The sequence below is a fragment of the Prevotella sp. 885 genome, from assembly GCF_002265625.1.
GTDB lineage: Bacteria > Bacteroidota > Bacteroidia > Bacteroidales > Bacteroidaceae > Prevotella.
The window spans coordinates 1-25,670 of the sequence record NZ_NOVE01000017.1; the positions used below are offsets into that span (position 1 = coordinate 1).

General features: G+C 45.0%; 27 protein-coding genes. 22 read left to right on the forward strand and 5 right to left on the reverse strand.

Features of this window, described 5'->3' with window-relative positions; translation table 11 throughout:
* Positions 1-356 precede the first annotated feature (356 nt).
* The 6 genes from CHL74_RS06965 to CHL74_RS06990 all read left to right on the forward strand — a co-directional run bounded on the left by CHL74_RS06965 (position 357) and on the right by CHL74_RS06990 (position 4,457).
* The gene (locus tag CHL74_RS06965; RefSeq protein ID WP_094880446.1) at positions 357-833 is read left to right on the forward strand and encodes a hypothetical protein; all 477 of its coding nucleotides are present in this window, start codon (positions 357-359) and stop codon (positions 831-833) included.
* A gap of 1 nt (position 834) precedes the next feature.
* Complete coding sequence (locus CHL74_RS06970; protein WP_094880447.1) at positions 835-1,419, forward strand: vWA domain-containing protein; 585 nt, start codon at positions 835-837, stop codon at positions 1,417-1,419.
* 36 nt (positions 1,420-1,455) lie between these two features.
* The gene (locus CHL74_RS06975; protein WP_094880448.1) at positions 1,456-1,917 is read left to right on the forward strand and encodes an AAA family ATPase; all 462 of its coding nucleotides are present in this window, start codon (positions 1,456-1,458) and stop codon (positions 1,915-1,917) included.
* 166 nt (positions 1,918-2,083) lie between these two features.
* Positions 2,084-2,437, forward strand: coding sequence for a DUF4177 domain-containing protein (locus tag CHL74_RS06980; protein ID WP_094880449.1), 354 nt, complete (start codon positions 2,084-2,086; stop codon positions 2,435-2,437).
* Positions 2,438-2,446: 9 nt separating this feature from the next.
* The gene (locus CHL74_RS06985) at positions 2,447-3,283 is read left to right on the forward strand and encodes a hypothetical protein (protein WP_141241262.1); all 837 of its coding nucleotides are present in this window, start codon (positions 2,447-2,449) and stop codon (positions 3,281-3,283) included.
* Positions 3,284-3,302: 19 nt separating this feature from the next.
* On the forward strand, positions 3,303-4,457 hold the full coding sequence (locus CHL74_RS06990; protein ID WP_094880451.1) for a hypothetical protein: 1,155 nt from the start codon (positions 3,303-3,305) through the stop codon (positions 4,455-4,457).
* A 53-nt stretch (positions 4,458-4,510) separates the two neighbouring features.
* Here the strand turns inward: CHL74_RS06990 and CHL74_RS16185 are convergent, their stop codons facing one another.
* Positions 4,511-4,804, reverse strand: a complete 294-nt coding sequence (locus tag CHL74_RS16185) for a M23 family metallopeptidase (RefSeq protein WP_254923239.1) — start codon at positions 4,802-4,804, stop codon at positions 4,511-4,513.
* Positions 4,805-5,350: 546 nt separating this feature from the next.
* Here CHL74_RS16185 and CHL74_RS07000 point away from each other — a divergent pair.
* The 16 genes from CHL74_RS07000 (at position 5,351) to CHL74_RS07075 (ending at position 21,419) form a co-directional block, all read left to right on the forward strand.
* Positions 5,351-6,103 carry a DUF4099 domain-containing protein gene (locus CHL74_RS07000; RefSeq protein WP_094880452.1) on the forward strand — a complete coding sequence of 251 codons (753 nt, stop codon included), beginning with the start codon at positions 5,351-5,353 and terminating at the stop codon, positions 6,101-6,103.
* Between the two features lie 31 nt (positions 6,104-6,134).
* Positions 6,135-6,344, forward strand: a complete 210-nt coding sequence (locus CHL74_RS07005) for a hypothetical protein (protein WP_094880453.1) — start codon at positions 6,135-6,137, stop codon at positions 6,342-6,344.
* Between the two features lie 35 nt (positions 6,345-6,379).
* On the forward strand, positions 6,380-8,017 hold the full coding sequence (locus tag CHL74_RS07010) for a hypothetical protein (protein WP_094880454.1): 1,638 nt from the start codon (positions 6,380-6,382) through the stop codon (positions 8,015-8,017).
* A gap of 21 nt (positions 8,018-8,038) precedes the next feature.
* Positions 8,039-9,511, forward strand: coding sequence for a toprim domain-containing protein (locus CHL74_RS07015; RefSeq protein ID WP_094880455.1), 1,473 nt, complete (start codon positions 8,039-8,041; stop codon positions 9,509-9,511).
* Between the two features lie 5 nt (positions 9,512-9,516).
* Positions 9,517-10,008 carry a PH domain-containing protein gene (locus CHL74_RS07020; RefSeq protein ID WP_094880504.1) on the forward strand — a complete coding sequence of 164 codons (492 nt, stop codon included), beginning with the start codon at positions 9,517-9,519 and terminating at the stop codon, positions 10,006-10,008.
* 40 nt (positions 10,009-10,048) lie between these two features.
* Positions 10,049-10,702, forward strand: coding sequence for a hypothetical protein (locus CHL74_RS07025; protein ID WP_373690180.1), 654 nt, complete (start codon positions 10,049-10,051; stop codon positions 10,700-10,702).
* Between the two features lie 25 nt (positions 10,703-10,727).
* Complete coding sequence (locus tag CHL74_RS07030; protein WP_094880457.1) at positions 10,728-11,426, forward strand: hypothetical protein; 699 nt, start codon at positions 10,728-10,730, stop codon at positions 11,424-11,426.
* Between the two features lie 63 nt (positions 11,427-11,489).
* Positions 11,490-12,167, forward strand: a complete 678-nt coding sequence (locus CHL74_RS07035) for a hypothetical protein (RefSeq protein ID WP_094880458.1) — start codon at positions 11,490-11,492, stop codon at positions 12,165-12,167.
* A gap of 26 nt (positions 12,168-12,193) precedes the next feature.
* Positions 12,194-13,024 (forward strand): M23 family metallopeptidase, encoded by an 831-nt coding sequence (locus tag CHL74_RS07040; protein ID WP_094880459.1) that lies wholly within the window; start codon positions 12,194-12,196, stop codon positions 13,022-13,024.
* 23 nt (positions 13,025-13,047) lie between these two features.
* On the forward strand, positions 13,048-13,329 hold the full coding sequence (locus CHL74_RS16190; RefSeq protein ID WP_094880505.1) for a hypothetical protein: 282 nt from the start codon (positions 13,048-13,050) through the stop codon (positions 13,327-13,329).
* A 10-nt stretch (positions 13,330-13,339) separates the two neighbouring features.
* Positions 13,340-14,731 (forward strand): hypothetical protein, encoded by a 1,392-nt coding sequence (locus CHL74_RS07050; RefSeq protein ID WP_094880460.1) that lies wholly within the window; start codon positions 13,340-13,342, stop codon positions 14,729-14,731.
* Positions 14,732-14,743: 12 nt separating this feature from the next.
* Complete coding sequence (locus tag CHL74_RS07055) at positions 14,744-15,184, forward strand: DUF4494 domain-containing protein (RefSeq protein ID WP_094880461.1); 441 nt, start codon at positions 14,744-14,746, stop codon at positions 15,182-15,184.
* Positions 15,185-15,203: 19 nt separating this feature from the next.
* Positions 15,204-17,651 carry a zincin-like metallopeptidase domain-containing protein gene (locus tag CHL74_RS07060; protein ID WP_094880462.1) on the forward strand — a complete coding sequence of 816 codons (2,448 nt, stop codon included), beginning with the start codon at positions 15,204-15,206 and terminating at the stop codon, positions 17,649-17,651.
* A gap of 12 nt (positions 17,652-17,663) precedes the next feature.
* Complete coding sequence (locus CHL74_RS07065) at positions 17,664-19,256, forward strand: glucosaminidase domain-containing protein (RefSeq protein ID WP_094880463.1); 1,593 nt, start codon at positions 17,664-17,666, stop codon at positions 19,254-19,256.
* A 30-nt stretch (positions 19,257-19,286) separates the two neighbouring features.
* The gene (locus CHL74_RS07070; protein ID WP_094880464.1) at positions 19,287-19,901 is read left to right on the forward strand and encodes a hypothetical protein; all 615 of its coding nucleotides are present in this window, start codon (positions 19,287-19,289) and stop codon (positions 19,899-19,901) included.
* A 9-nt stretch (positions 19,902-19,910) separates the two neighbouring features.
* Positions 19,911-21,419, forward strand: a complete 1,509-nt coding sequence (locus CHL74_RS07075; protein ID WP_094880465.1) for a zincin-like metallopeptidase domain-containing protein — start codon at positions 19,911-19,913, stop codon at positions 21,417-21,419.
* A gap of 117 nt (positions 21,420-21,536) precedes the next feature.
* On the opposite strand, the gene CHL74_RS07080 is transcribed toward CHL74_RS07075, so the two are convergent.
* From CHL74_RS07080 to CHL74_RS07095, 4 genes are all read right to left on the reverse strand, one after another.
* A complete protein-coding gene (locus tag CHL74_RS07080; protein ID WP_094880466.1) occupies positions 21,537-22,319 on the reverse strand; it encodes a metallophosphoesterase in 783 nt (260 codons plus the stop codon).
* A gap of 2 nt (positions 22,320-22,321) precedes the next feature.
* Positions 22,322-23,098: a hypothetical protein gene (locus CHL74_RS07085; RefSeq protein WP_094880467.1), complete on the reverse strand. Its 777-nt coding sequence runs from the start codon at positions 23,096-23,098 to the stop codon at positions 22,322-22,324.
* A complete protein-coding gene (locus CHL74_RS07090) occupies positions 23,092-24,171 on the reverse strand; it encodes a hypothetical protein (RefSeq protein ID WP_094880468.1) in 1,080 nt (359 codons plus the stop codon). Before CHL74_RS07090 ends, CHL74_RS07085 begins: the two co-directional genes overlap by 7 nt.
* A 125-nt stretch (positions 24,172-24,296) precedes the next feature.
* The gene (locus CHL74_RS07095; protein ID WP_094880469.1) at positions 24,297-25,637 is read right to left on the reverse strand and encodes an OmpA family protein; all 1,341 of its coding nucleotides are present in this window, start codon (positions 25,635-25,637) and stop codon (positions 24,297-24,299) included.
* Positions 25,638-25,670: the final 33 nt, after the last annotated feature.

The window sequence follows — 25,670 nt, forward strand, 5'->3', positions numbered from 1 at the left end:
ACGAATATCGGTTCTGTCACCTGGTCTCAGCTCGTTTTCGTCAAGGTATATGTGAACAAGCTTTGTTTCTTTCTTTTGCTCTACAAACACGTCTTTAAGGTCGAACCAATCCAGCATGTGTTCGGGCAAAAGACATTCTGCAAGGAGTCTATACTTTTCCATATTTATCCGTTCTTTGACTTTATAAACGGACAATATAGTGTTTTTATTGTACTACGATATCCACACACTTTTTCCAGTGGTCCGACTTTAGTAATGCTATCTCTGGGGCGACAGCAGATCTTAAAGCAACCCAGGAGAGCATTGCAGCAGATTTCGGAACCTCAATTAGCGAGCATATCTCTTCATTCAAGTCATTGAAAACTGAGTTAAAAGCCATAATAGACAAATATGAAGATTGTACCAAATCACTTGCTACTAAAATTGAGCATGTTTCTGATTTAGTTAAGACAGAAAGTACATCTATAGTTTCCGGAATGCAGAATTTGCAAGAATGCCAGAAAACAGAGTACGACGACTTGATTTCAAAGTTAAAGTCTCTGCGTGAAGGAAATATCAAAGCTGCCGACAATTTATCAGAGCGTTTCAATAATGTTGACCAAGAATTGAACGATTTACAATCTTCCAATAACGAGTTAAAAGAAAGATTAGATAAAGCCTCATCACTCATTATCAAAACTCAAAAGGAAGCAATGGAGAGAACGGAGAAAAAGTTTGTTGATGAAATAGATTCTTTGAAAGAGGAGATTACCAATTCCAAGAAGCTCACTAAGTTTTGCTTAATAATAATAGTCATCTCTCTATTTCTAAATCTCATAGCATTTGTAAGATAATATGCAACTATACTTATTACTGGACACATCAGGCAGCATGGATGGTGCGAAGATTAGCGCATTAAACGATTCCATGGAGAATATTATCGTTGATTTGCAAGAAAAGGCATTCAATGGTAACACTATCAATTTGTCTGTTCTTTCGTTTGCAAAAAATGTCAGATGGATGTATGAAACCCCAATAAACATACTGGATTTCAAATGGAAGCCTCTCATTGCTAGTGGTATGACATCATTAGGAAAAGCATGTTGTGAATTGGCAAATGCTATTTCTGCCAATATCGATTGCAGTGAAAAAAATGTCATTGTTTTGTTAAGCGATGGATGTCCTACTGATGATTATGAAGAAGGTATTTATGAATTACGTAAACAACCAGGTTTCAATAAAGCAGAAAAATTTGCTATCGCATTTGGTGACAATGCTGACATAAAATCATTATCAAAGTTTGTTGATGACAACAATCAGATATTTGTCGAAAATCATGCAGATGCTCTGCTTGATGTTTTAGGTGCAATCATAGGAACTATAACTCCTAATATTCATCATGTCTCAAATCAAGATGACATTGATGATGACTGGGCATAACTGTACCATAAACTTTCGGTATTAACATTTAAAATTATGAGAACAGATATTTATAGTGATACAGCATTTAGATTGATAAATAGCGGTAAAAGTCTTTTTGTAACAGGTAAAGCTGGTACTGGAAAAACAACGCTGCTTAAAAAAGTATATGACAGAACTGTTATCAATAAGAAGAATGCGATTGTGTTATCTCCAACAGGAGTAGCAGCTAAAAATGCACAAGGTGTTACTATACATTCTTTTTTGCATCTTCCACTTTCTCCTTATCTTCCAGGATATGAGAATACAGAATTATATAAGTTGAAACGTGAAGAAATAGAGTTGGTTCGTCAGTTGAATTTGATAATCATTGATGAAATCAGTATGGTAAGATGTGATATTTTTTATCGGAATATTGGAACTTTTTTCTATTATGCAGATAGACTGCACTCTTACATTATACCTTTGCCGCATAAAAATAATATTGCATGGAGCTATATCCTTAAAAGCTGTTATTAACAGCCAAATGAAAGGACTTCGTGATAAGAATGTTATCTTCTGATTCAGAAATAGTTATAATAGCTGTTTCGTCATAACCATGATGATAAATATTATATTAACGAATGCATTTTGATATTTATAGCACCCATCACAAGAACAGAATATTCACATATATAATAATGTTATGAAGAAGTTTATCTTAGGTTTCTGCTTAATTGCAATGCTCGCATCTTGTGGTAGCAAGAATGAGCAATGGGAATACAAAGTAGTAAAGGTCGCAGGACACGATGCAGAAATTGCTGCAGATTTCGGCACCCTGGTGTTTGCTGATCAGACTGCAATGTTGAACAAAATGGGAAAGGAAGGTTGGGAACTGGTCAGTGCTTACACAGAAACAGGTACAGCCTTTCCAAACTTCGGTAACTCTGAATACGTCACAGGTATCAGAGACAATACCAGAACTGCTGTCGTCAACTTCGTTTTCAAAAGAATCAGCGATGGCAAGGAAGAGGTAAAAAAGCCAGCAAAGAAAAAATAATAAGAAGAAATGAGATACACTGTAATATACATATTAACAGCATTGGTTCTGTCGTCTTGTTCCCATAAGAACGAGGCGATGGAACTTTCTCGTAATTTCTTCACGTCGTTATCAGATACCACCTATGGAAAGCCAGGTGATTTCTATCCACTGTATGACAGCTTGCATATAGAGGCTAAATCAGATGCTGTGGACATAGAAGAATCTGGCATCACTGTGAAGAATGATACGATAGCTGTTCGCTGCTATAACAATTATACTGATGCAACAGGCACATTCAAGCAGGACAGTATAACTTTGTATATCGCAAAAGACAAAGAATCCTCCTGGTATATCTATGACTCAAAGGGGCTGATCACAATGGATGAAGATCAGGAATGGTTCGGCAGAGCGACTGGAGCACTTGGAAAGAAGCAACTCAATGATGTAGCATTGGCACAAAGATTGAGCAAACTAAGTGATTTGATAAGTGCAAAGTACTGGGACACGTGGGCAGAACTGAGGACTAAAGTCAAGATAGTCAACTGGTCATGGGAAACAAGTTATAATGGAACCGCTAATGGAGATGCTCGCATAGTGAATACACTTCCCTACTCTATCTCCGGTATCAAGTATCTTGTTACATATTATGACAGGAGTGGGAATTTCATGGCAGAGGATGATGGTAGAGTCAGCAAAACACTGAATCCGAGTGAGAAATACAACTTCACATTCTGGAGTTCAAATGTCAAATATCCAACGACTGCCAATCTCAGGCTCGATTTCTCGGACAAAACAGTTCTTGAACTGATGAAAGAGAAAACATATACAGGCAAAGAATTTGCCGAATTTATCAAGAAGAAATAAGTTCAATCAAAGACAGACAATGAAAAAGATAATCGTTTTATTCATGCTGGTGATGGCAACCATCGGTGTACATGCCCAGTTTTCTATAAGCAATTCTACTCAGCGAAGAGTAATTGTTGCTTATGAACTTGGAAGCGATGGTTATTATAAAAGAGTAACCAAGAAGTCGGTTGAGCGTGTTGACAATATTGTGGGCAGCTATGCATATGACAAGAAAGCTCAAAACCTGTATGTCATAACTCCATATAGCAATCTTGTGATCACTCTTACCAAAGACTACGCCAAGATCATCAAGAAGAACAAGTCTATTCCCCAAGTAGCAGAGGATGAACTCGACATGCTCGTTCAGAAATATAGTAAGCAGCTGGATGATAAATATACAGCACTAAATGATGCAAGAACAAGGCATATTCAAGACTCTATAGCTAAAGCAAAGGCTGACTCCATAGAAATAGAGAAACTTAAAGCCGAAAGATTGGCCAAACTGAAGAAAGAACGTTCAGACTATATGGAAACCCACAACTGGAGAATGGTACCGACAGGAAATAAGTCTCTGTATTGTGATGAATGCGAGAAATCATTTTCAGAGGATTCATTATTCACTATTGGAATCAAAAATGATACCATTTATTACTTCACAAGAACTGATGGCAGACTGGGCTACACATATATAACAGGACATAAAAGTGAACTAAGCCAAAGTCTGAAAGAATATAGTCCTTTCAGGTATCACTATGAAATATTCAAAGATAGCCTTACAGATGAGTCAGAGGATTATGATATGATTACAAGTGAGCTGTCATACCATTATCTTGACGAGTATGTCAAACGTCTCAAAAAGAGAGCACCTTACGGCTTCTTTACTGATTGGGGATGGGATTCAGAATATTCATGTATATCATTCAATTTCAACTACATGAATACCAACAGAAATACGATCAAGTACATCGATGTATATTTCAAGGTAACCAACGATGTAGGCGATTTGAGGAAGACCGGCCATTTCCAGGGCACTGGACCACTTCGAGAGTTTGAATCAGCAAGCTGGGAATGGGACACTTCCTATTATTATGTGTCTGGAGACGCTTCTAATATGAATATCACCAAGGTGATACTGACATATATGAACGGCACCAAGAAAGTATTAACAGGCAAATTGCTTGTGTTTGAATAAACTATAGGGAGTTTTTGAGCAATTCACGAACATACTTCAGAAGGATGACAGGGTCAAACACCTTGCCATCCTTTTTTTGTTGTCAAGTGCAGATGGGGGCCAGTTGACATTCCGGAACTTCCAGATACCCCAAGCACCTCTCCTGCATTGACGAACATCCCCTTTGAAACCCAGAAAGCAGAAAGATGGCAATAGCTGATGGTATAGCCAGCAGTTCTTACTGTGACATACTTACCTGAGCGATTGTCATGGCCAACGCCAGTCACTTCCCCTGGAAACATGGAAAACACTTTCTCGTAATGAGCTGCCAGATCCACGCCATTGTGCATGATAGTCTTGTGCTTCACTGGGTGATTACGCATTCCAAACCTTGAATTGATCTGAATACTTTTCAACGGAAACGAAGCCCGAAGATAAGGAAGAACATCTCGGGAAGAATCCGGAGGCAGAGAATCAGCCTTCATCACAGAGTCCACAGAAGCAACATGAGTTGTTTCTTGTGGACTCTTCTTTTAGATATACTATGCTTCTTCACATACCCAATCGTATTGAATTGGGCATGTGAAGGAATCTTTGTAAGCATCATTGTCAGTATCAATATGAGTGTCTTTATTGCTTTCATGTTGCAAAGGTAATCAGACTCAGCTCAACAACACGAAAGAAGTTACCTCTTCCCTATTATATCTAACTTTATTTATGTTTATAGTATGATAATTGAAGAATAATCATACTATTTTCATAACTATCTATAAAACTTTGATGATACTAACGTACATGTTTAACTTCTTCTATATCTACAATGTAACTTTGTTGTCGGTTTGGCTTTAAGCGCAGTCTGAATAAGACCTGTCATAGATCAGCCACCAAATAAAAAACGAATAAAACAGAAGCAAATGAATTACAATTTCGATGAGAACGAGATGCCTTATGGCATCCTTGAAAGTTTCGGACTCACCCAGGCAATGATTGACGACTTGCCGACCGATGTCCTCCAGAACATCTACAATGGCCGCAAGTCGCCAGTCCTGCCAGTTCATATCACAGCCGATGATGGTGAGGAAGTCAAGGCACGAACCAGATTCAGCCTGGTAAGAACAGCCGAAGGTGGCGTTGACGTGCTTTTCTATCCACAGCTCGATGAGTTAGACTTGAAACTCTTCAATGAGCAGCAGGAGAAGAACCTTGTTGCAGGAAAGCCTATCGTCGGCCATTTGGAGAGCAACGAGGTTGGCAAGGAACTCGGCAGTAAGTGTTTCTTCCAGCTTGATCCAGAAAGCAAGCAGGTGCTCAGTGTTCCAACCCCGGTCATCGGCAGAAACATCCAGTATGTAGCAGACCGCTACCACCTTACTGGTGCAGAGATGCAGAAGTTGCAGAATGGTGACATCCTTACCATCGTAGAGGATGACGAGGAACAATCCATCGGTATCGACCTCAACTCCAACACCGGCATCCGTTTCGCAGCAGGCAACGAACTTGTCTGGAAGAGAGAAGCCAAGCGTGACTGGGATAAGTTCAACTTCGGCATCTTCGGCTGTTGGACTATGGATGAAGACGGCAATCTCGACTACATCCCAGAAGAGAACTATACCGAAGAGATGTGGAATGAACAGAAGAAACTGGGTATGCGCATGATGCAGCGATAACCCAAAGTATTAACCCATAAAACAAGATTTCATGGCAAATGTAAAGTACTATCCAGAAAACGTGCTCGTGGAGAAAGTCCAGAGCGGAGAATATGGCTGGCTTGACTACATCAACCACCACTCCCCTGAATGGCAGGAGGAATACACTGCCTTCTGCAAAGAGAAGGATCTCATTGTCAATGAGGAATCGGCAGAGGAATTTGTCGATTGGAAGGGCGAGCAGATTGAAGCTGGCGAATAATCACACAGTACAGAATCAATAAACAGCATTAGAATATGTCAATCAGATCAAATGCATTACCAGTAGGCAGAGACCTGGCACCAGAGCTTCAGGAGATTCTCAGAAAGAATGGTATGCAAGCACATATCATCAGACAAGGAGAAGGTTATCAGTTGGCCGTTCAAGGTCACGATTCCCCTCTGCTGACCTACGCCATCACCGCACAACAGCACAGAGCCTTGGTTGACTGGGGAGCAAACTCAGCCAACAAGCAAGCCTACAACACCGTGGCAGAACTCGTGAAGAATGATTTCTACATGCCACGTGACTTCGTTCATGCCAGAAATGCCAATGGTCGTGTTGCCATGGGACTCCACGGCTACCGCATAGGCGTTGGCGAATACGGCAGACTTCCCTGGAACAAACGACATGCCCACATGATGATGGATCCATATCACGGAAGATTCCTCGGTTGGACTCCACGATGCCAGGAAGGATTCCATATGCGCAGAGTTGGAGGAGCCATGTTCATGCAGGGTGCTCCAATCGTACCAGAACGTCCTGACGGCAGAATGAAGCCGGGCGAATTGCTGAATGGCGGTTATGGCTTCTATTATAAAGGTGGTCAGCAAAACATGGTACAGCAACCTTCGCAGGATGTGTTGGCAGACCTGCAATCAGTCATTACCCCTGTAGTGGTTCGTCCACGTCCCAAGGAACCTGCCAAGCCATACAACGAGCTTATTACCTCCAAGGTCTATTTCAGCAATGACAAATGGCAGGAGTGTCTTTCATCTCATGGCATCATCGTAGATGCAGCCAACAAGACACTGACTATCCAGTCCACTGCTGCTAAGCAGGACTTTGTCTATGACCTCACAGAGGACGAGGTGAAGAAACTGACCAACAATTCCATCAAGCAAGTACCAGTCCAGAACCGCATCGACATCATCACCAATGCCATTAGAAACGATTTCCAGGACAAACTGACGATGGATATGCTCAATTCTAAAGAGCAGATCAGCTTGAAGCTCAGACCAGAGATAGAGGCAGAACTCAACAACCGCCAGCAGATGGTGATTGACCAGTCGCTCCCAACTAATGGCGACCAGATTACTATCGAGCCAGAAGACCGCAGTGTTGCTCATGTAGATGGCAACAGCCTGTATGAGCAGAACGAAAGCAAGGGATGGTTCCGTGAAGGCAAGCATGGCAGAGAGGTTCAGGTTGATGACATCAAGGTTGAACCAGTGCGTAATGAGCAGGGAGAAATCCAGAAGGATGAGAAAGGCAACGCCAAGTATCGCATGACCGCCGTCATCAATGGAGAGAGCATCAGCCATGAGATTACCCAAAAGCAGTATGACAAGTTCATGGCCATCGATGACTATCACCGCATGAAACTCTTCTCCCATATCTTCAAGGAGGTGAATATGAAAACCATCCCTGGAGAAGGCAAGAACATCGGAGCACAGATTGGAGGAGCCCTCCTTGCAGGACTTGCCGTGATGAGCGAACTGGGCAGAGACCGTCCAGCACCGGCAGTATTCGTAGAACACCATCATGACCATGCACATGGGCCACATGTCTATTTCAAGGGCAGCGTGGATTCACCGCAAGACCTTGCTTCACGAGCCTTCGATGCAGGACTCAATGCAGGAGAACACGGTGTAGGCTTAGGTCATGGCAGATAAACAACAATTCACATTCAAGAGATGACAGACGAACAGACATTTGCAGACTACAGAAGCCGTCTTAACATCAAGGACGTATTGGAGGACGCAGGCTACACGTTTTACAAGCGTGATGGCTTGCGCTATCCTGCGTATGTACGCCTGGGCAGCGACGGAAAAAGAATCAGTGGAGACAAGTACATTGTCATGCCCAACAAGAACTGCTGTTTCCAGCCGCCAACCATCAAGCTCTACTCTGTTACCTCCTTCATCTGGGAACATCCAGATCTTTTCAAGGAGTACAAGTATGGCATGAAGGAATCAGCCCTTGTCCATAAGGTCTGCCAACGCCTGCTTAACATCCCGGTAGAACATCGGAGTCAGGACGTGCATAATCCAACTGTCAGCAGCAAGCCATTTGATATCAATGACTACAAGATTGACCGTTTCAATCCCAAAGACTTCGAGTCACAGAAGCCGTTCTACGCCTTCTTCAAGTCAAGAGGAATTGATTTCGCCACCCGTTGTGCCTTCCATCACAGCTTCTTCCTCGCATCGAAAACAGCAAAAGATGGCAGCACCTATAAGAATCTCTCCTTCCCTATGCACATTCCTGGGCAACCAGACAAATGTGTAGGGTTAGAGGAAAGAGGCTATCCTCGCAAGGATGGTTCTGCCCGAAAAGGCATGGCTACTGGCACCAACGCCAGTGAAGGATTATGGATGGCAAGTCCCAAGAATACGGCACTCCAGAATGCCCGTATCGTACTTGTCTTTGAAAGCGCATACGATGCCATGGCATTTTACCAGCTGCAGATGCGCAAGGAATCCGGTTTGGACCAGCGTGGGCGGCAGGATCTGAAAGCCGGAGTCTATGTTTCCACTGGAGGTAACCCAAGCTATGGGCAGATACAGGGATTGCTGAAAGCAGCACCACAAGCCACCTTCCACCTCGGCTTTGACAAGGATGTGGCAGGAAAGCAGTTTGTGGCAAACTTCGAGGATATTGCAAGCAAACAGAGTCCGGTTGCACCGGGAAATGTACCAGCTGACATGAGGGAGTTCATGGAAAGCTTCGACAAACAGCCGAAGACCATCAAGGAACTGCTAAGTTTCAACGATGAGAACTATAGCTTACTCCCCCATGAGCTCAAACAGCTATACCTGTTTTACGATTCTGCAAAAGAAGAGGCATTGGAGTATCACTACTCTCCCTTTTTGTGTAAAGAAGACAAGCAGGAAGCTGCTGACAAGATGAACAAAGCGTTCAAGGACTTCAAGGATGCACTGCTACAGAAGCTCAACCTGCACGAAGACCAAGACCTCACTCCCGTGAAGATTATTCGGGAAGAGCCATCGGAAGGCTACAAGGACTTCAATGACGAACTTTTGGATAAGAAACAGTTTTCTATGACCGACGTAGTAGAGACCGCATTTGACGAGAACGGTGTGGACTTGACCTTTGAACGGCAAGAAGAGAACGAGGAAACCAAACATCATGGATTTAAACGATAATGAATATGGCAGACCCAATCAGACGATACAACATCATCACCCTTCGCCCTCACTGGGCGCAGTACATCATCTCGCAAGGGATGTCGTTCATCATCAGCTGTGCCCTGTTCCTTGTTGCCGGTCACGACAGCATCACCTACAAGATGCCTTTCGTGGTACTTGGAGGTGTGATGACCTGCATCATGCTCTATAGATGCTTATATCTCTACAAACTCAGATACATCATCACCTCTGAACAGCTCATCATCCAGCATGGAGTACTGACAAGAACCAGTGACTACATAGAGCTGTACCGAGTGGTGGATTTCAGCGAGAACCGTGACATTCTGGAACAGTTGTTTGGCTTGAAGACAGTATGGATATTCAGCGGCGACCGCTCCAATCCCAAACTCGACATCTACGGTGTGAAGGAAAGGTTGGACGTTGTGAGAATCATCCGTGAACGTGTAGAATACAACAAAAAGAGAAAAGGCATATATGAAATTACCAACAGATAACAGAAGAAGCAAGGTTGTTGCAGCCATTACCTTGGCATTGATGCTACTGCCAGCTATAGGTTATGCTCAGGTTGCCTCCAGCAATCCTTTGGAGTATGTAGCCTTGGCTGAGGGAAACGAGCTTATCAACGGTCAGATCAAAAGCCAGATAGAAGACCAGCAAAAGACCGCATTCCTGCAAAACACCATCGCAGCCGAGTTCTCCCAGATTCACAAATGGGAAAAGAAGTATAACAGCTATCTGAAAACGGCATCGGGTTATGCGTCCACATTGAAAGCCTGCACCTCGCTCTATGACGATGGTGTGAGGATCTTCATCAACTTGTGCAATCTAAAGAAAGCCATAGCAAGCAACCCACAGGGTATTGTGGCAACCGCAAGCATGAACAACCTATATATCGAGACCGCCACAGAGCTCGTCACGGTATATACTACTTTAAAGGATGCCATAGCCAAGGGTGGCAACGAGAATATGCTCACAGGTGCAGAACGAAGCAAAACCCTCTGGGAACTGAACGACCGTCTGGCACAGTTCAACAAGAAGCTGTCAAGGCTATGTCTCAGCATCAGATACTACACCATGGCCGATGTCTGGAACAATGTCACGGCAGGAATGCTCGACCGGAGCAATGCCGAAATAGCCAGTCAAGCCCTTGGCAGATGGCGCAGATGCGCCAGAGTTGTAACACCATAAGAAAGATTATTTGAGGATAACATTTATGAAACGTCTCTATGCTCTCATATTACTTCTCTTTTCTCTCATCCTTCCCTTTGATGGGCAGGATGGGAGTTTTCTCCGTGCCCAGGGTAATGACCCTGTCCTGGCAGGTATGATATTCCAATATACCGACAAAGCCAAGAAAGAGTTGAAGCAGCAGGAACAGATGATGCAACTTGTTTCTACAGGCCATATATGGATCAAGGAAGAGGTAGAAGGTACAACCAACCTACAGAAGGAGTTCAATAACTATCTTGACCGGTTCAACAGCATCATCAGCTATGCAGCTCAGATCTATGGTTTCTATCATGAGATAGACCGACTCGTTGGACAGCTCGGCACTTACAGCCACCAGCTCAGCCATCAGACGACCAATGCTCTTGCCGTGGCTCTATCGACAAATAGAAATAAGCTCTATCGGGAACTTGTCATGAGCAGTGTCGAGATAGTCAATGACGTTAGGCAGGTATGTCTCTCTAATAACAAGATGACAGAGAAGCAGCGACTGGAGATAGTCTTTGGCATACGACCGAAACTCAAACTGATGAACCAGAAACTCAAACGGTTGATACGGGCAGTGAAGTACACCAGACTGTCAGACGTATGGGCAGAGATAGACTATGGAGCCAGGAGTGAAGTGGACAAACCTACCATTGTACAGCGATGTAAAGAACGATGGCGAAGGAATGCAAGACGTTGAAGTAAAGGTTCAATATAATCAGATAACAAATAACAGTACAATATTTTAGAAATACATAGCATTATGGGTTGGGGTTCATTTTTAAAATCAACTCTCCGATTGGGAGGAAGGATGACCAGTGCAACTGCACACACAGTGGGCAGTGCTGTGCTTCATCCTCAGCAGACCTTGAAAGGCGTAGGTTCGGCCACTAAAAGCGCAGTGATTGGAGGAAGTCTCGGTTACATTAGTTGGGAGAAGCTCACCACGGACAAAAGCGTTGTTGGCATAGTCAGCGATGCCGTCATAGGAGAAGACACCACCAAGAAGATTGGCGACACCGTATCTGGGATTGGTGATGGCGTGAAGGACTTGAAAGACTCAGTTACAGGGCTTTCAGACAACGTAAATGGGGCTATCAGCAGCGTGGATTCCAAGTGGAGCGGAATGTCTGGCTTCCTCAGAGCCATGTTCTCTGGTCATGGCGGTGACATGTTCGGAAACTTCTTCAGCAATATAGGCAAAGGTAACGTTTCAGGTCTCAGCCTTGTAGGACTTGTTGTCTCTGCCCTCCTCGTCTTCGGTCGCTTCGGATGGTTAGGCAAGATCGCTGGAGCCGTTCTCGGAATGATGATGATAGGCAATAATGCCAATCTAAGCAACCTACTTGGTGGCAACAGTGACCGTAAGGCAAGCAACCACAAGGAAGAAGAAAAGCAGCAAGAAACAGAGCAAACCAATACTGTAAGCAGACGAAGATAACAAACACTACAACAAAGTATTATACAATGCACTATACACAAGAAATGATACTACATTCCGACAGTGGCTATTGCATGCCATTCGAGGAAAGAAACGGAGAAGTGACCATGTCCCTGGGCTACGGCAAACAGAAGCATCCGCACACAGGAGAGTCATTTTTCCATCATGGAGTTGACTTCAAGGTCAGGAACTACCTGCTGTCTGCCGTAGCTACCGGCAAGGTGACAGGTCTGGGCAACGATGCTATTCACGGCATCTACCAGATTACCCGATACGGTGACTATGAAGTGACCTATGCCCACCTGTGCAACATGTTTGCCAACTACGGCAAAGAGGTAAAGGCAGGGCAAGTCATCGCCGTCAGTGCCGACTCCCTCCATGTAGAAGTCAAATACAAGGGGGAAGAACTCAATCCACTGGAGTTCCTCACCATGATCTATAGCAATCTGAAAGTGATGGAACAGAACGGCAAGCCAGGCGCAGCACCTCAGTTCGTCACTCTTGATATGGATGTTCATACCATGTATGACAAAGACCAGAAGGAGATTGAAGACCTCATGATGCGCTTCTTCCCCGACTACATGAGCGACATGAGTCAAGGCATCTATGCCCTACCAGAGCATACGGAACTGGCACTTCGCAACATCTTCACCATGTCGGCCATGAAGAATTACTTCTATGAAACCCTGCCTTCCATGGCGAATCCATTGGGAATGGGATCAAGAAGCATTCCAATAGCCGAGCGAGTACAGAACCTCCTCATTGGAGATTTCCTCAACTATCTCGCCTTGCGCCATCAGATCTTTCTGTCAAGCATGAGCGCCATCGAAAAAAAAAAGCACAAGACCGGGCAATAGCGACAAGCGGAATAGTTGACCCACTGGCAGAACTGGACATCGATGTTCAAAGCTTCGACATTCCACGCCTGGTTAGCGTCTATCCCGATAAATCGGGAATCAGATGGTGGACTAAGGCTTGGTTCAACAACAGCGAGAAAGGCGAAGCAGCTATTGAGATAGAAAGAAATCTGGCCATCAAGTTCATCAACGACAACATCGAGAAGGACGAATGGCTGGAAGAATATTTCCCGAAACAGATGGAAGTCTATCACAACGCCATCGAACAGACCAGGGAACAAATCCTCAACCAATTAAACTTGTAAACATAAAGCTATGGTAGAGTCAAAACAGGATAAGATATTCAATACTAAGGTCATACCGATAATGAATAAAGTTCGGAATGACCTACAGAACAAGCTTGCAGACGAGTTGCGGTCAAACTCCAATTCGTTTGCAGGTCTGATGGCAGCAGCAGCTGGACCTGACGGTGGTATGGCATCCATGCAGGCGCAAAATGACACCCTCAAATACACAGGCAAATGGACATCCAAGACCACGGAAGACTATATTGCGATGGTCAAGAAAGAGTTGAAGCGACAGCATATCACGGTCAATGCCTCCATGGAACAGAAGATGATCGACAAGATGATAAAGGACAAAATACCGAAATCATCCATCGACTACATCATGCGAAAGGCTGCCACCAGTACCATCTTCTATCTACCGCAGGAAGTCGCAAAATCGCCATTGGAGCACAAGATAGACTCAGAGGCAGAGAAGCGGTATAAGCCATCGGTCTGGGAAAAGAACGCTGGTATAGCCCTTGGCTCTGTAACCGACCTTGCCTGTATGGGAGGATTGGGAGGTGGCTTGAAGACTGCTGCCACCTGGATAGGAAGCGACATGCTCGTCACTCATGTTGGTGACAAACTCAATGACCGTTCCGATGTTCCCATGATCATTGCACCGGGAAAGGAGGATGAATACAGACGAACGCAGCAGGAAAAGAAGAAACAAGCGGAGCAGAAACCACAGAACAAGCCACAATCTGAGGAAGGAGCACAACAGGCAGAACCAACAGAAGAAGTGAACCAATCTGAAGGTGAAGCCAACAACACGCAGCCCGAACAGACTAACATGAACGGTTGGCAAGGGCTTCTCACGTCATTCGGCCTCAACGGTATCAGTGACATAGGCCATAATCTTGGTTATGTATTGGCAATGCTTCCAGATATGCTCGTCGGCATGTTCACCGGTAAGACCAAGTCCATCAATATCAAGGACAACATGATGCCTATTGCAAGCATTGTAGCAGGTATGTTTGTCAAGAACCCGATTCTCAAAATGGTGCTCATAGGCATGGGAGGCATGAATCTTCTCAATAAGGCAGGACATGAAGCCTTGGACAACTTCAAGACACAGGATCATCCGCAACAAGCTGGTGGCAGAGTCAACTATCGCATCTATCCCGAAGAGCCTCTGAATGCACGCATCCAGAATCCGGAGATAAGAGCCAACTGCCTGATCGCAACCATTGACAGAGTGCCATGTACCATAGCCCTTCCAGAAAAAGTTGTGGATGCCTACCGTCAAGGAGCGCTGCCTCTCAACACCCTTGCCAATGCTGTGCTGGCAAAGAATGACCAGATGCGACAGATAGCATCCGAGAAATACGAGGCTGGCGAACGACAGACAGTCATCGAGAGACCACTTGCTCAAAGATAACATAGAACAAAGATGAAAAGATACTGGTATAAATTCCGTGTCAAATACGGCAAAGCCCTTGACACAGGAAAGAACAAGAAAGTCAGTGAAGAATACCTGGTAGATGCCGAGAGCTTCACCGAGACAGAGAAACGTGCCACCAAAGCTGCTACTGAGCTTATCGGAACCAAAGACTTCGACATCACAGCCATCTCACGTGAACCTATCACGGAGATTCTGAAAGAAGACGAGAAAGAAGGTAACCACTGGTACAAGACCGTCGTCTCCCTTGTCACTGAGGATGAAGACACTGGCGTAAAGAAGTTCTCACCACAGACCATCTACGTCAATGCTCCTTCGACAAAGGAAGCAGACCACATGCTACGTCAGCACATGAGCAGCAGCGTGACAGAGTGGGAAATCAAATCCATAGCCGAGACCAAGGTTCTTGGTGTTCTTGGCTATAAGCAATGATCACAAAAACATCATATCCATGACAGAAAAGAATCAGCAAGAAAAGATGGCTGCAGAACGTCAGGTGGAACTGTTCACCAAGGCGTTTGGGAAAGCCAAGGAAGATAATGGCATTTGGCTGGACAACAACGGTCGCAAGGCTCCTGGACTCTACCAGAAGCATTTGCAGGTATCAGCCTTCAATGCCATCATCTTAGGAATGCACGCCGCACAAAACGGCTACAAGACCAACCAATATACGCTTTTTTCGGAAGCGAAGAAACGTGGCGAGTCTGTTCAATCAAAAGAGAAAGGAGTACCATTCCTCTGGTACAACTGGAACGAGTATGTCAACAAGCACAACCCTGAGGACAAAATCAGCCGTGCAGACTACCAGGCTCTTCCTTCAGACAAGCAAGCAGATTACAAAGGTATCAGAAGCCGTGAAGTAAGAGCCTTGTTCAATATCGAGCAGACTACCCTACCCATGGTTGACAAGACCGCCTTTGAAGCAACAGTCCAGGAATACGGCAGGTTGAACGACCGAAAGGATATAGAGTCTGCCTCCACTGCCATTCGCAAAGGCGTAGAAGAGCTTCTGGAGAAGGCACGTGAGAACATGGTCGAAATCCGCAGTGACTCTACAGGTGTAGCACATTACGACAGCAAGAAAGACATTGTCTTCCTGCCCAAAGCATCTTCCTACGAACACTATGAGGATTATGCCCGTGATGCAGTATCGCTACTTGTCACAGCCACTGGCCATGGGCAGCGACTGGCTCGTGAAGGTATGGTAACAAAGAACGGAAAGGTCTCTGCAGAGGATGCCATGAAGCAGGAGCGTCTGGTCACAGAAGTTGCCACAGCCGTAAAACTCCAGGAATTGGGAATCTCAGCCAAGCTCTCCCCGGAAAGTATGGCGATGACCGATTATTGGTCAAGAGAACTGAAAGAGAATCCTTGTCTCATTGATATACTGGAGAGGGATGTCAACAATGCCGTGGATATGCTCCACAAGGCAGAACGTGGCGAAAAGGTTGAATTGAACAGCAAGACTGCCAGAAACCAGGCAGATGCCATCAAGAGCATCCTTCCAAAGCACTACTATGTGGCTGACGAGATCAAGACCCTTCCCAACAAGTCAACCAAGGAGTTTGTCCTCGTAAAGGACGCAGAGGGTAAGATGGCAGATGTTGTCCTTCCAGAAGGTGCATCGCTGGGTATGGATAGCGACATTCCTGGCATGAAGAAAGGACGTATCGAGCATGCCCTACAGAAGGAAGGATATGAAACTGTCACCTTCTACAATGTTGATGGTTCCATGGGCTACCGTCCTGACGACAGTTTCTTTGACGGCAAGGCAGTCTCTGTTGCCAGACTCAACAACTGGAGCCTGGAGACCATCACCCTGCTTGATGTCTCAGATGCAGTGAAACGCTCTGGAGCCGTGGACTTCGACAAGATCCTGATGCTGCGTGACGATGAAGGAAAGTGGGCACTCTATCTGAAGCCTGAGAATGAAAAGGCTTTCAGCGTATATCCAGACAAGGCCGATGTCAACCTGTTCTTCACCACAGTAAAGCAAGGTGACGAGGAACTTTCAGACACTATGCGTCAGGACATGGCACAGAAATACTACATGGAAGCTTCCAATAAGCCGGAAATAAAGGTTGACCTCTTCAAGAGCAACGTTCCTGCCGAAGAGGTGGACAAAATACAACGTGTCAACATCTTCAAGACCAAAGAGACGGACAATCAGCCGAGTGTCATCCTCTGTATGCCTACAGTGAATGGTGAAAAGCTCAAACCTCGTGAGATCTCACCATCCCAGTGGCAACGTATGTGGCTCGCCGAGAACATGCAGGATTACAAGAAACACCTTGCTGCCAGTCTTTTTGCCGATGTATTGCGCAAAGACCGGACCGATGCGGTAGCTGTAGGCACTGAAAAATCGGAGCAGGAAGCTCAGAGCAATGAGGTAAAGCAGAACACCGCTCAGCAAGAGGAAGACAAGGCTACGGAGGAACAGAAAGAGGAAACTCCAGAAAAGAAAGAGCAGAAGCAGAAGGAAGAAAAGGCAAAGGAAGAGAAGACAAAGGCTGAGACAAAGGCTGCCGTTGTAGCAATGACTCCGATGTTAAAGCAATTCTACGAGCTAAAAGGCAAACATCCTGATGCTGTGTTACTTTTCCGTTGTGGTGACTTCTACGAGACCTATAGCCAGGATGCAGAGAAAGCTTCAAAAATCCTGGGCATCACACTCACCAAGAGTTCCCATACCAAGGATGCTGACGGCAAGCCTCTGGCCATGGCTGGTTTCCCATATCATGCTCTCGACACCTATCTGCCGAAACTCATCCGTGCAGGAGAACGGGTTGCCATCTGCGACCAGTTGGAAGCCCCCAAACGTGCCACTGAGGAAATTTATCCCTCCAAGGTAGAGAGTCCTCAGCAGGAACAGAACAATTCTTCAGGAATACACAGATAATATGTAATCATCATGTCAAGGAATCAAGAATATGTAGAACAATATGCAGAGTATGCCATGGAGCAGATGCGACGATATGGCATACCTGCTTCTGTCACCCTTGCACAAGGCATCTGCGAGAGTGCAAGCGGACAGAGCGAGTTATCCCGAAAGGGAAACAATCATTTCGGCATCAAGGCTACTTCCGGTTGGGTTCAGAACGGTGGCAAGTACCTTGTATATACCGATGACCGTCCCAACGAGAAGTTCTGTCAATATGCTTCTGTTGGCGACTCATACGAACATCATTCTCAGTTTCTGAAAGGAAACAAGAGATACAGCTCGCTCTTCAAGCTATCCCCTGATGACTACAAGGGATGGACAAACGGACTGCAGAACTCCGGCTATGCCTCCAACAAGAAGTACGCTTCAAGTCTTCAGAGCATCATCGAGAAGAACAACCTGCAGAAGTATGACCAGATGGTCATGAAGGAGATGAAAGCGCAAGGAAAATCATTCGGTACCGAAACCAATCCTCGTCAGCAAGGAGAACAAAGCAGCCAGAAAACGAGTGTTTCAAAGCCTGCGGAGAGTGAAAAGTATTCCTATCCCTTGAAGAGAAACGAGTTTATGCTCGTCACATCACCCTTCGGAATGAGGAAAGATCCGCTCAATCCGGCCAATACGCAAATGCACAAGGGCATCGACATTCAAGCCAGGCATGACAATGTACTGGCTACGGAAGATAAGGGTAAGGTCACTCGGGTCAACAACAATCCGAATACTGCAGGTGGACTGTCTGTAACTGTAGAATACAACAGAAATGACGGCAGCAAGTATCAATGTACCTACATGCACCTGAGCAGCATTGCCGTCAAGGCTGGAGATAACGTCAATGCCGGTCAGCGATTGGGCGTGACTGGCAATACGGGAACCAGAACCACTGGTGAGCATCTGCATTTTGGAGTGAAAAGCATCTCTGCAGATGGCAAGGCACGGGATATAGACCCTGCTGCGTATCTTGCTGAAATCTCTCAAAAGGGAAATATCCAGCTGCAGACTCTCCACAACGGCAAGGACATCACCGCTCAGTATAAGGTTAGCAATCCTGCCTCGCAAGGCGAAGTGCAAGATATGGCACAAAGTCCGGAAGCCTGGATGAGGAAACTTCTGTCATCTGAGGACAGCGGAGTAAAAATGCCAGGCGAAGACCCTGTCATTGAGATGGCTATGACCATGTTCACCTCTCTCATGGCACTTGCCCTGCAGATAGACAACAAGAGCGAAGAAGAGAAAATGCAGACTGTGACCGACTCGGTTGTCAGCAAGAGCATCGACCTCTCCTCGCTCCTTCCCTCTTATAAAGCCTGTTCCGTGAACATTCAGGATGGTAAGCCTTATCTCCATGTAGATAACGGAACCGTCCAGTTTACAAGAGAAATGACCCAGGCTGAAATGACAAAGCTCCAGCAGACGCTCGGCAATGCCAATCTGAGCGATGATGACAAGCGAAGAGGTGTTGCCTCTATCATCCAGGCAGCGACGGTATCTCAGCAGATGTCACAGAATTACCAGAAAGGCGTTGACAATCAGCAGGACAGACAGGAATCTGTTCAAATCAAATAATGAAGTAAAACACAATAAGCCAAGTTTATTATGATTAAATGTAATGTAACCGTATGCGGCACGGTATGTCGCCAGGCACAGATGCGTGCCAACAAGGAAGGTAAGCAGTTTATCTCGTTTGGAATCAGCGTAGTGGTTCAAGCCAAGACCGGTATCAACAAGACTGTAGAAATCAGCGTAGCCAAGGATGGTGACAACCAGGCAGAACTGGTCAACTATCCAGTAGGTTCCCGTATCGAGGTGGCTGGAGTTCTCCAATTCCATAAGAAAGGCGATGCGCTTTACCTCAATCTCTCGGCTTCGGGAGTGAATACCTTCAATGCAGGAAGCCAGGACGCAATCATCGGCACCATGGAGTTCCGAGGAACCATCGGCAAGCAGGTTGAGGTGAAGACCGACAAGAAAGGCAAGCCTTATACCCTATTCTCTGCCTACAGCAGCGAGAAGGATGGTGACAGCTATGCCTACACCTGGATTCGTTTCATGCAGTTTGACACTACAAAGGCCGACTGGGTACAGGCTAAGGCTGGCATCAATGCCAAGGGTGATCTGCAGGTGGGAGCCTACAACGACCGCCTCGACCTCACTTGCCGTGTCACAGAGCTTACTCCATGGGAAAAGAAAGCAGCATCCACCAACCAATAATGAATAAGTATGGCTGATTACAAGAAATATAATACTGATGGCCGTAGCAGTGAAGACCGGGCTTTGGACAAGTTTGCCGAGATGATGATTGAGAAGATCAACACCTTGCAGAACGACTGGAAGAAGCCTTGGTTTACTGAAGGTTCCTTGACATGGCCGAAGAACCTGTCTGGGCGTGAGTATAACGGCATGAATGCCCTGATGCTCATCATGCACTGTGAGAAGCAGGGATATAAGTTGCCTGTGTTCTGCACCTTCGACAGAGTGGCCGGTCTGAACTTCAATAAGGACAAGCAAGGAAGAAGACAGCAGGTTAAGGACAACAACGGCGAAGCTTTGCCTCAGGTGACAATCCTCAAAGGCGAGAAGAGTTTCCCTGTTTTCATCACGACTTTCACCGTTGTGAACAAGGAGACAAGAGAGAAAATCAAATACGATGACTACCGCCTGATGTCCGAAGAGCGACGCAAGGAGTATAACGTATATCCTAAATTGCAGGTTTACAATGTATTTAATGTGGCGCAGACCAACTTGCAGGAAGCTCGTCCGGAACTCTACAAGAAGCTGGAGGCAGCTGCAGGAGTGAACAGACCTTTGAATCAGGGTGATGACTTCTCCTTCCCTGCCATGGATAAGATGATTAAGGAAAACGGATGGATCTGTCCTATCAAGCCTGTCTATGGCGACAATGCCTACTACAGCATTTCGAAGAATGAGATTGTCATTCCAGAGAAACGCCAGTTCAAGGATGGAGAGTCCTTCTACACCAATCTCGGACATGAGATGGCTCACTCTACGGGCTCAGAGAACCATTTGGGCAGATTGAAGCCTGCATCTTTCGGAAGCGCAGAATACGCCCGTGAGGAACTTGTTGCTGAACTAAGTGCCGCTCTGGTAGCACAGCGTTTCGGTATGACCAAGCACTTGAAGGAAGACAGTGCCAGTTACCTCAAGAGTTGGTTGGACAGCTTGAAGGAGTCACCTGAGTTCATCAAGACTACGCTTACCGATGTGAAGAAGGCTTCGCACATGATCAACCAGCATATTGATGCTATGCAGCTGAAAATAGACCAGGAGCAAAGTCAAAAGGCTGAGCAGAAGCAAGAGAAAGCTCCAACGATGTATTACGCTTCAGTGGCGTATCTCCAGACTACCGATGCTACAGACCGTCTCGACAAGTTCAAAAATGACGGCAACTACGATGCACTCCTTACTGAGGCTAAGGAATACGACCAAGGTGATGCTCCTGAGCTCTCCAAAATCAATCTTTCACCAACTAAATACCGTGGCGATGACCTCCTTGTTGAGGATGAGCATTATGCTGTGGTATATAATCCGACTGTTGGAGGCACATACGATGTGATGCGCAAGGTAAGCGCAGAGGAAATCAAGGATAACATCATCCGCTACGGTCTCCCAGAGGATGCAACAGACGACGTAAAGGAAGTTGCCAAGCAAATGGAAAAAGAAGAGGTTGTTGCTCAGGAAGAAGAGCAACATTACCATCGAGGACGATAATTCATCCGATTCAATTAAAGACAGTCACTATGTTGGCTGTCTTTTTTATGCAATAAATACTTTCATGGTCATTTTGAGTGCAAGCGTAAAGTTTCATAATGAAAATTAAATCGTCGGTCATGACCGACGATTTAAGTGATCAATACATTTCTTTGAATCAAAAGACTCAGATTCTCCATGACTCACATACCCAAGCTGATTCGAAACACATTGAGTATTTCCTATTATCCTGTCTATGTTACGATGAGAATGACCATAAATCCAATAATCTATTCGGCTATAAGCAATGAAGTTCCCCAGCTCTGCTGTGAAAGCACCGTTTATCGGACTTCCCTTGAAATCCGGAGACACCAGTTGAAATGATGGAACATGATGCGTTGCCACAACAATATGCTTTGCCTGGCTCTCACTAACAGCCTTTTCGATGAAAGCACGGCACTTAGCATGCTCTTGATTAAACCGTTCACTATTTATCACAACGCCACAATCCTTAATACGGTAGAAATCATTTACTCTGCGCTCGGTTGAAAAAGCATCCTGCGGCTCTATATATCCCCATAGTGTAGAAACGATGAGGTCTGTATCATCCGAAAGATGTATTACTGCATTATAATAGCATTTGATATTGTGCCGAATTTCCATGCACCATCCATCCTGGAGTTGCCCCAAGTCATAACCCAAATAAAACTCATGATTACCTGGTATTACTATTACTTCCTTGAAATTCTCTGAAGCCCAATCCCAGAATGGATGCTTGACAAAGCCTTCATCATCTAAATAGCCAGTATCTCCAGCTAACACCAGGATGTCAGCAACTGGCTGAAGAGGATGAGTCTCCAAATACAGGGTATTCTCCATGAATTCCAAATGCAAATCTGAAGCATATTGTATCTTAACCATGACTACAACATTGATTTCTTAAGTTGTTCTATAATCTGCAGGCTTGTCACATTGCCAAGACCTGCTGACTTGATGAAATCGGCATTAGGCAAATCCTGCATGATAGCATCACAAAAGTCACAAACATCAGTTTTTAATGTATTGGGCAGTTCATATCTACTTGCTGGAGTAAGCATTGCTGCAAGACGAAAAACATCTTTCTTATGCTTTGCAATATGCTTGCTATCAACACTTTCACCTTTAGCTTTTCTTTGACTCAAATCCAAGAAAGCCTTGCTTTTCAAACAGATAAGACTCTCGATGTTGGCGATATGCACGCCATCTTCCTGCAAGCTATGTTCTATCGTGAAACGATAATAGTCTTCATCCATGAGTATTGCCGATAAACTTGAAAGGTCTTCATCCACTGGAATCGGTGTAATACGAGCCTCCTCTGGGAAATTCATCAAGCCAAGACTTCGTGAAAAGAGTTCAACCTGATATGGGAAAGCAGAATTAGCAGGCTTCATGAAGCGGAAATATTCATGTTTGGGCTCAACATTCTCATTAACACCCTTGTTTCGCTGCTCATAATTGCCCTTCTTTACAAACTCCCAGAATTTGGCTACAAACTCAGCCGACAAAGCTTCAACCACTAAGATAATGTCAATATCCTTAGTAGCACGAGGTACCTGAGCATACAAATCCTCATGGATTTCGCATGCCGTACCACCTATTATAACATAATTGTCCTCAAAACCTTTGAAGAACTCCTTGAATGTATCTATTCCTCTTACCATGACATTTCATTTATCAATCGTTCTAACTCTATTTGTATTCGCTCATCTTCATTGTCTTTCAATGACAGATAAAGCGAGAGCTTATCAACTACTCCTTCTGTACTTAACATTTTGGGATTATACTTCCAAACTTGGATTTCATTTTCTCCGAACTGCTTGTCGGTTGCGACGGCCAAAATTTTCAGTTCTTTCTTTGTAACAGCCCAACACTGCCTTGATTCTTCATTAAGCATCGTGTAGGAAGCCAGTGCATTCACCCCACTTATCTGTTGTCCTTCAAGTATAGCATCCGTATAGTAAAGCTGCTCTATCGGAGAGACTAACATTGGCAATGCTTTATTCCAAAGTTCCCTATTGCTTATATCAATTTGCACCGTCTTTGTCTTTACTCCTTCCAACTTAATCAGATCTTTGGAGACAAGCCAGCGCAATGATTTGTTTGCTGTCGCATAAGAAACGCCAAACTTATCGCTCAGTCCATAACCAGTTGTCCCAACAATGGATTCAATCTGCAAATGATAAAGCAACAAACATTGGGCAAAGGGAGGAATGGTTTCTTTCAAATCCAAGCCCACCTTTCTGTCTGGCTGGATGTCAAGCAAAAGAGATGGCAGGAACATTTGCCTGTTGGGGATAACAAAGTTAACTTTTTGTGCCACCAATCTTACCTTATTATAAGATGAAATGCATGGAGTGATTAATACGACGAAGAGCTGTGTCTGTCGATGTATAATATCCAATTGCTTCTTCAACTGGGCAGGTGGTACTGAGTCACCATCCTTTAGGTAAGCCATCAAAATGTGCTGCCCCAAAATACATCCTTTATAAAAAGAGAACCTGGAAGAAACATTCATAGGGATTCCTTCCAACAAATCTTTATCTGCTGGTTCCAAAGCTACTTTTTCGCCCAACATATTGCCGAAATATGCAGCTGTTTCATCTATATAATATTTAATATTGCACATAATATCGCCACTAATATTACGTGCAAATATAATGATTATATTCTGAATATCAAAACATTCTATTGAATAAATAAGTTTTTTTAAGATAATTATGGGGAGTTTACTCATCACGAGCAAACTCCCCTTGATGTATGAGAGAAGAATTTTAGTGCTTTTACTCAAAAGCTACATTCAGTATATATTATGTATATATGTGTACATGTATTCACGTATTCATGAATACACGTTTCAGCCTATTTCAGCAAGAGAACGGTTGTAAAGCGGTTTGCCTCATTCGCCGCATATTTGTCGATTCCGCCTAAGTTGTAGGCCTTGATCTGGCTCTTATCTACACCTCGCTTGATGAGTGCCTTGGCTATAAACTTGGCACGGCGCTTACCCAGATCCTGGTTGCCGGACTGAGTGCCAGTAGCACTATCAGCTGCACCGGATATTTTAATATTCAGATTCTCCTGCTTAGCCATCTTCGCAATATCGTCGAGGTTTACGAGCTGTGACTTGTCAACCAGTTTGTCGGAGTTGAGCTTGAAGAAGAAATACACCGGAACACCAATGCTTACTTTCATGTGGTCAGAAGAGGAAAGGGAATCTGAGCGGTAACCCTCAGCATTACCTGCCATATTGCCATCACCGCTGCCCATTGCACCCTGATTACTGTTGCCATTCATCGAGAGTCGGGCACGGAGGGAGTTGAGACCGCTGTAGCTGTTTTTCGGATAGACGGTCTTGCCATCATCATTTCCTGCAAGTCGCTTTTCCAGATGAGCATTCCTATCCCTCATGTAGGCTATGTAGTCCTGGAGGGCGAGATTCTGCTCGATGTAAGGAGTTGCATCCACTACTCTCTTCCATCCCGTCTTGCCTATCGTGAAGGACAGACCGGCTGAAACGGAAAGCATGTTGTCACCGAACTTGGTAGAAGTTCCGATGCCGTCAAAGTTCCTGGCGGTCAGCATTCCTCTCACCTCTCCTACGAGATGAACACGGTCGCTGATGCGGTAACGGGCTTCCACGCCATAGGTGAAAGCAAACGGATGACTGCCACTTGAACCGCCCTGGCAGGTACAGTTGTTGATCCAGTCGGAATTATGAATCATGCCGACACCTACGAAGGGAATCACATCCCAAAGAGGGATTCCGCTTTCGTTCTGACGGATGCCGGACGTGATGTTGTACAGAAAGTCTGCATGGACAAACTGATACTTCATCGTATGGAACTCTGCGTTCTTGAAGCTGAGTCCCTGAAATCCTATTCGTCCACCGATTGCGGGCGTGAACCATTTGCCGACTCCTATCTGCAAGAGAGGAGTGACACGGTCGAACACGTCACCGCAACCAATGGGCGTCCCAAGAAAAGCTGAAGCCCCGCCCTTTGCTTCTATAAACCAATTTCTACCCCAGTTGGCTGCTTCGCTTACATTCTTGAGATATGTAGGATTCACAGGCATGAGCATCTGCTCCTGACTGTACGATTTCTGGATATAAAGACTGTCAGAACTCTGTCTGGCAGTTTGTGCCGAAGCTGTCATTGCAGCCAGACACATCATTGCTATTGATAATATTTTCTTTCTCATGTTGTTGTCTTTGATGATTGATTACTTGCGTAA

Coding starts and splice junctions, on each gene's coding strand:
- CHL74_RS07050 (WP_094880460.1), top strand. CDS start 13,340: ATGGTAGAGTCAAAACAGGATAAGATATTCAATACTAAGGTCATACCG.
- CHL74_RS07005 (WP_094880453.1), top strand. CDS start 6,135: ATGGCAAATGTAAAGTACTATCCAGAAAACGTGCTCGTGGAGAAAGTC.
- CHL74_RS06980 (WP_094880449.1), top strand. CDS start 2,084: ATGAAGAAGTTTATCTTAGGTTTCTGCTTAATTGCAATGCTCGCATCT.
- CHL74_RS07025 (WP_373690180.1), top strand. CDS start 10,049: ATGCTACTGCCAGCTATAGGTTATGCTCAGGTTGCCTCCAGCAATCCT.
- CHL74_RS07015 (WP_094880455.1), top strand. CDS start 8,039: ATGACAGACGAACAGACATTTGCAGACTACAGAAGCCGTCTTAACATC.
- CHL74_RS07020 (WP_094880504.1), top strand. CDS start 9,517: ATGGCAGACCCAATCAGACGATACAACATCATCACCCTTCGCCCTCAC.
- CHL74_RS06990 (WP_094880451.1), top strand. CDS start 3,303: ATGAAAAAGATAATCGTTTTATTCATGCTGGTGATGGCAACCATCGGT.
- CHL74_RS07070 (WP_094880464.1), top strand. CDS start 19,287: ATGATTAAATGTAATGTAACCGTATGCGGCACGGTATGTCGCCAGGCA.
- CHL74_RS07000 (WP_094880452.1), top strand. CDS start 5,351: ATGAATTACAATTTCGATGAGAACGAGATGCCTTATGGCATCCTTGAA.
- CHL74_RS07090 (WP_094880468.1), bottom strand. CDS start 24,171: ATGAGTAAACTCCCCATAATTATCTTAAAAAAACTTATTTATTCAATA.
- CHL74_RS07055 (WP_094880461.1), top strand. CDS start 14,744: ATGAAAAGATACTGGTATAAATTCCGTGTCAAATACGGCAAAGCCCTT.
- CHL74_RS07040 (WP_094880459.1), top strand. CDS start 12,194: ATGCACTATACACAAGAAATGATACTACATTCCGACAGTGGCTATTGC.
- CHL74_RS07030 (WP_094880457.1), top strand. CDS start 10,728: ATGAAACGTCTCTATGCTCTCATATTACTTCTCTTTTCTCTCATCCTT.
- CHL74_RS07095 (WP_094880469.1), bottom strand. CDS start 25,637: ATGAGAAAGAAAATATTATCAATAGCAATGATGTGTCTGGCTGCAATG.
- CHL74_RS06975 (WP_094880448.1), top strand. CDS start 1,456: ATGAGAACAGATATTTATAGTGATACAGCATTTAGATTGATAAATAGC.
- CHL74_RS07075 (WP_094880465.1), top strand. CDS start 19,911: ATGGCTGATTACAAGAAATATAATACTGATGGCCGTAGCAGTGAAGAC.
- CHL74_RS07065 (WP_094880463.1), top strand. CDS start 17,664: ATGTCAAGGAATCAAGAATATGTAGAACAATATGCAGAGTATGCCATG.
- CHL74_RS06970 (WP_094880447.1), top strand. CDS start 835: ATGCAACTATACTTATTACTGGACACATCAGGCAGCATGGATGGTGCG.
- CHL74_RS07080 (WP_094880466.1), bottom strand. CDS start 22,319: ATGGTTAAGATACAATATGCTTCAGATTTGCATTTGGAATTCATGGAG.
- CHL74_RS07035 (WP_094880458.1), top strand. CDS start 11,490: ATGGGTTGGGGTTCATTTTTAAAATCAACTCTCCGATTGGGAGGAAGG.
- CHL74_RS06985 (WP_141241262.1), top strand. CDS start 2,447: ATGAGATACACTGTAATATACATATTAACAGCATTGGTTCTGTCGTCT.
- CHL74_RS07060 (WP_094880462.1), top strand. CDS start 15,204: ATGACAGAAAAGAATCAGCAAGAAAAGATGGCTGCAGAACGTCAGGTG.
- CHL74_RS07010 (WP_094880454.1), top strand. CDS start 6,380: ATGTCAATCAGATCAAATGCATTACCAGTAGGCAGAGACCTGGCACCA.
- CHL74_RS07085 (WP_094880467.1), bottom strand. CDS start 23,098: ATGGTAAGAGGAATAGATACATTCAAGGAGTTCTTCAAAGGTTTTGAG.